General features: G+C 57.2%; 5 protein-coding genes. All 5 read left to right on the top strand.

Annotated elements, in window-relative coordinates; all coding sequences use genetic code 11:
• The first annotated feature begins 162 nt into the window (after positions 1-162).
• The 5 genes from ABHT90_RS07995 (at position 163) to ABHT90_RS07975 (ending at position 4,868) form a co-directional block, all read left to right on the top strand.
• Entirely contained in the window at positions 163-663 is a 501-nt protein-coding gene (locus ABHT90_RS07995; protein WP_138374279.1) for a bifunctional nuclease family protein, read from the top strand.
• 33 nt (positions 664-696) lie between these two features.
• The gene (locus ABHT90_RS07990) at positions 697-1,053 is read left to right on the top strand and encodes a hypothetical protein (RefSeq protein WP_215693833.1); all 357 of its coding nucleotides are present in this window, start codon (positions 697-699) and stop codon (positions 1,051-1,053) included.
• Between the two features lie 30 nt (positions 1,054-1,083).
• Complete coding sequence (locus tag ABHT90_RS07985; RefSeq protein ID WP_089572580.1) at positions 1,084-1,533, top strand: hypothetical protein; 450 nt, start codon at positions 1,084-1,086, stop codon at positions 1,531-1,533.
• Between the two features lie 117 nt (positions 1,534-1,650).
• Positions 1,651-3,489: a translational GTPase TypA gene (gene typA / locus ABHT90_RS07980; protein WP_055287536.1), complete on the top strand. Its 1,839-nt coding sequence runs from the start codon at positions 1,651-1,653 to the stop codon at positions 3,487-3,489.
• A 422-nt stretch (positions 3,490-3,911) separates the two neighbouring features.
• Positions 3,912-4,868: a hypothetical protein gene (locus ABHT90_RS07975; protein WP_346982161.1), complete on the top strand. Its 957-nt coding sequence runs from the start codon at positions 3,912-3,914 to the stop codon at positions 4,866-4,868.
• Positions 4,869-4,921 lie beyond the last annotated feature (53 nt).

Here is a 4,921-nt window from a genome sequence, read left to right as displayed (position 1 = left end):
ACCATCAAAACTGTGAAGAGCCCTGGGGCATTGCCTCGGGGCTTTTTTCTTGTCTGCGATAAATCTCATTTTGGTTTTGTGTGCTGTGCGAAAGTTTGGGTAGTATAGCTATTCAATGCGGCGGACTGCCGCGTGTTAACCGCTACGTACCGGAGGTGTTCCATGGTTCGTGTCGACATAGAGACCATCGTCATGGCCGCCGGTCCCGTGCCATCGCTTATCGTGCTTCGCGAGCGCTGCAGCAAATCGGACTCGCCCGCGCCACTGCGTTCCCTTTCCATTCAGACTGGTTCGTTTGAAGCTGCTGCCATCAGCCGCGGCATCGATAGCGGTCGCGCCGAGCGCCCGATTACCCATGACCTGTTGCTCGATACTGTTGGTGCCCTGGGTGCCAAGCTCGAACGCATCGAAATCGTTCGCGCCGAGCCGCCCGTGTTTTACGCGACGGTTGTCGTGTTGGCCGATGGCAACGAGCATAAGATCGATGCGCGTCCGAGCGACGCCATCGCCCTCGCCGTACGCAGTAATGCCCCCATGTTCGTTGAAGACGACATCATGAATCGCCTGGGCACCGTTTCTGCCCATGCCGAGGAAGTCGACGACGAGCGAGAGTTCGAGAAGTTCGACGAGTTCGTCCATACGCTCTCCCCCGATGACTTCTAAATGCGGGGCGTCCAGGCTACGGAGCGTTCGCTGATGGCCGGCGGTATGTCGGCTGAGGCGGCGACCATTGCGCGCGAGGCCCAGATGCGCTCGGAGGCTTCTGAGGCGGCTCGCATTGCCTATGTGACGCAGGCCCGCACGCTTCGCGAACGCCGCGGCTCGTTTATCAAGATGGTTGTCGTCTCCGCCCTTGTCGCGGCAATCTGTTCGCGCCTTCGTGGTACAGTTGGTGCGCTTGGGTTTTCGATCTCTACGGGCCTTATGATCTGGGGCGTGGTCGATGCGGTCATGCTGACCAGTCAGATCAAGGTACTCGACAAGCGTGCGATGGATATGATGCGCGCCCGCGACGCTGCCGCTAAGATCGCTGCTGAGGCACAAGAACTGTAACGACGCCAGACTCGATGGGAAGGTCTAAAGATGGCACAGGATATGCAGGACGCCGGTAACGTCTCCGCCGAGCTCGACGCCATGGTGTGCGATCTGATCGGCGCGTTCTTGGACGACCTTGCCGCCGGTGAAAACCCTGGCGTGGTCGTGGCAATTGAGGACGCCGCTTCCAACCGTTATCTGGCGGCGCTCGACGAGGACGGCGAAGAGGCGTGCCTCGAGGCGGCCACCAACTTTATCTCCGAGCACAAGATGGGTCTTAAGGACGAGGGCCTGGGCCGTATCGCTCGCTATGCCATCGGCTACACCGGCTGCGTCGAGATTGACGGCGGCTATCACGATGCTCTGCTCGTGAGCTTCTTCGAAACCACGCTCGAGAGCGGTTTTTCGGCATATGTGCTGTATGAGGGCATGGGCGCCGGCGATGGTTTTATGTGGAGCGACCCTGAACCTGCAGGTGAGGAAACCCCTCTCATCTAAAATCGCTAAAATAAACGAGTTTTCGGTAAAAGGCTCAATATTCCCGCCGAGCGTTGCATTGCTGGGTGGGTCGCATACGCGTGCCGGTTGTATATAGATAGAAGATAGGGGAACTACATGCGCGTAGACAATCTGAGGAACATCGCCATCATCGCTCACGTCGACCATGGCAAGACGACGATGGTCGACAAGCTCCTGCGTGCCACGGACGCCTTCCGTGCCAACCAGCAGGTCGAGGACCGCGTCCTGGATTCCAACGACCAGGAGCGCGAGCGCGGCATTACGATTCTCGCCAAGAACATCTCTATCGAGTACAAGGACGTCAAGATCAACGTCATCGACACCCCGGGCCACGCCGACTTTGGCGGCGAGGTCGAGCGCGTGCTGCGTATGGCCGACGGCGCCCTGCTGCTGGTCGACGCCTTTGAGGGCCCCATGCCCCAGACCCGCTTCGTGCTGCGTCACGCTATCGACACCGGCCTTAAGATCATGATCGTCATCAACAAGATCGACCGTCCGGGCGCCAACCCCGAGAAGGCCTACAACGACTGCCTGGACCTCATGGCCGACCTGGGCGCCACCGACGACCAGCTTGAGTTCGCCATGGAGCACGTGGTCTACGCCAGCGCCATGAACGGCTTTGCCCGTCTTGACCCCAACGACGGCAACATGGACATGTACCCGCTGCTCGATATGATTATCGACGACATGCCCGCGCCCGAGGTTGACGAGAACGCCCCGCTGGCCATGCAGTGCGTGACCATCGACCACTCCAACTTCGTCGGCCGCATCGGTATCGGCCGCGTGTACTCTGGCGCCATCCACCAGGGCGACCAGATCCTGGTTGTCAAGAACGACGGCTCCAGCGCTACCGCCACCGTCAAGCAGCTCTTTACCTTCGACTACCTGGGCCGTACCGAGTGCCAGGAAGTCGGCGCCGGCGACATCGCCGCTGTCGTGGGTATCGACCGCACCGATATCGGCGATGTCTACACCGATCCCGAGAACCCTGTCGAGCTCGAGCCCATCGAGATCGACCCGCCGACCCTGTCCATCGTCTTTGAGGCTTCGACCTCCCCGCTTGTCGGCCGCGACGGCGACATCGTGGGCGCCCGTCAGCTCAAGGAGCGCCTGTTCAACGAGGCCGAGAACAACGTGACCATGAAGATCGAGGAACTCGAGGACAAGAGCGGCGTCGAGGTCTCGGGCCGCGGCATTCTGCACCTGTCCGTTCTGATGGAGTCCATGCGCCGCGAGGGCTTTGAGTTCCAGGTCGGCCGTCCCCGCGTTCTGTTTAAGAAGGACGAGAACGGCAACAAGATGGAGCCCGTCGAGCAGGCCGTCGTCGAGTGCCCGGACGAGTACTCGGGCAAGGTCGTTGAGGTCTTCGGCACCTCCGGCGGCATCATGACGAGCATGGATACCTCGGGCATCGTGACGCACCTCGAGTTTAAGATTCCGACCCGCGGCATCATGGGTCTTAAGAACCGCATCATGAACGTCACCCACGGCGAGGGCGTGTTCTACCACACCTTCCTGGAGTACGGCCCCTATGCCGGCGAGATTGGCAACCGCCAGAACGGCGCAATGATCTCTATGACCACCGAGAAGGCCGTTGCCTATGCCCTGGGTACGCTGCAGGAGCGCGGTCAGCTGTTTGTTGAGCCAGGCACCGAGTGCTACGAGGGCATGATCGTGGGCGAGCGCAGCAAGGCTGGCGACATGGTCGTCAATATCGCCCGTACCAAGAACCTGGGCAACCAGCGCTCCTCGACCTCCGATATCTCCGTTCAGCTGGTGCCGCCCCGCACCTTCTCGCTGGAGGAGGCGCTGGAGTACATCGCCGACGACGAGCTTGTCGAGATCACTCCCAAGAACATCCGCCTGCGCAAGCGTCTGCTCAACGCCACCGACCGCAAGAAGGCTGCCGTTCGCGCCGGCCAGGTCAACAAATAAGCGCTGGGCTTTATAGCGACTAACAAGAAAGGGCGTCGACCATCGCGGTCGGCGCCCTTTTTGTGCAGTGGACAGGTTCGTTTGCACCACAGCTGGGGCGGTTATCCCTCCGAGCGGCTTTCCGGTCAAAGTTAAGTTGTTTAAACATATACATAATTCTACAGAATATAACTGCTTTAATGCAAACCCGTTAACAGGTAAATACCAACTGGTATTAAATTAAAAGACCTCTTTACCTGCGGTTTACATGACTGGTATCTATATTATATTTTATGCATTGTGGCATAGACGAACCGTCTTAGAAGTTGCTCCCCAATGGGTTCTTGCAATGCGCTAGGCAGGTTCATGTTGATGTTGGGGTTTGTGTTCGATCCGACGATTCGCCGTATTCCACACTGTGTTGTAGGAATTAGGGGACAACTATGGACGCACACCGCTCGCGGTCGCTGGGTATGGCGGCCCTGGTCTTCATTTTGATTAGCCTCACCGCCGCTGTTTTTCACGGTGCAGCCCCAGTGCGCGCCGAGGACGTGACGACGCCGACGCCGATTGTGATCAACGGCGATACGGCGGACGTTACGGTTGGGCTGTATGCCGATAAGGGTCGTCAGCAGCCTCTCGGTAAAGAGGGCTCACCCTCGATTACGACAGCCGATACTATCTACGGTTTTATGGAAGCTCGTTTTCATGAGAATTGTGGGCCTACACCTGAAAGGCTTGAGACGATTTATACCTTTCCCGACTCGATTGTTGTGAACGAGAACGAGGGCGGTATCTTAAGGACGGATGATACCGAGAATGCACAAAGGATGGGAACTTGGTACATAAAGGATAACAAGGTCGTTTTTAATTACGATGCCAGCTATCTCAGCGGTCATCCCTCTTCGCTCTATGTGCGCGTCAATTTCGAGTTTGAGCTTAAAGACAAAGATGTAGATGACGGCGAAAAAGTCGAACTGAAATTTCCAGGCGTTGGCGAAACTGTGCCGATCGAGATTCAAGATGGCGCAGTTGATGGAAACAAATCAGGTGTCTTTTCCCAAGATAGCAGTACCGGAAATGCCAAGATAACTTGGACTATTAATCTGAGTGTTACGTCGCACGCAACGGATGTAAAACTGGTCGATACGCTCGGTGACTACCTGGACTTTGAGCAAAGCAGCTTCAAGCTCGATGGAAATCCTCTTGGTTCGTCCGTGAGCATCGAAGAGCGAACTGCAACGTTGCCGCTAGGTAACCTTTCTCAGGGCGACCATACCGTTACCTACGAAACGACAGTTAGCAAGAACTTGTCTCTTTCTAATGGCACACCTACGCAAGGTAGGAATAGTGTGCAAACAACCTGGGGAAAAGCAAAGGCTCTGTTAGACCAGGATTGACATACATGTGTCCCCACGGTGCCATATCGTTAGCCCCGTAGACCGCGACGGAT

It is taken from the genome of Collinsella aerofaciens (assembly GCF_039758815.1).
Taxonomy (GTDB): domain Bacteria; phylum Actinomycetota; class Coriobacteriia; order Coriobacteriales; family Coriobacteriaceae; genus Collinsella; species Collinsella aerofaciens_BP.
The sequence above is the reverse complement of the archived record's forward strand: the minus strand, read 5'-3'. Positions and strand labels throughout refer to the sequence as shown.

Coding starts and splice junctions, on each gene's coding strand:
- ABHT90_RS07995 (WP_138374279.1), top strand. CDS start 163: ATGGTTCGTGTCGACATAGAGACCATCGTCATGGCCGCCGGTCCCGTG.
- ABHT90_RS07990 (WP_215693833.1), top strand. CDS start 697: ATGGCCGGCGGTATGTCGGCTGAGGCGGCGACCATTGCGCGCGAGGCC.
- ABHT90_RS07985 (WP_089572580.1), top strand. CDS start 1,084: ATGGCACAGGATATGCAGGACGCCGGTAACGTCTCCGCCGAGCTCGAC.
- typA (WP_055287536.1), top strand. CDS start 1,651: ATGCGCGTAGACAATCTGAGGAACATCGCCATCATCGCTCACGTCGAC.
- ABHT90_RS07975 (WP_346982161.1), top strand. CDS start 3,912: ATGGACGCACACCGCTCGCGGTCGCTGGGTATGGCGGCCCTGGTCTTC.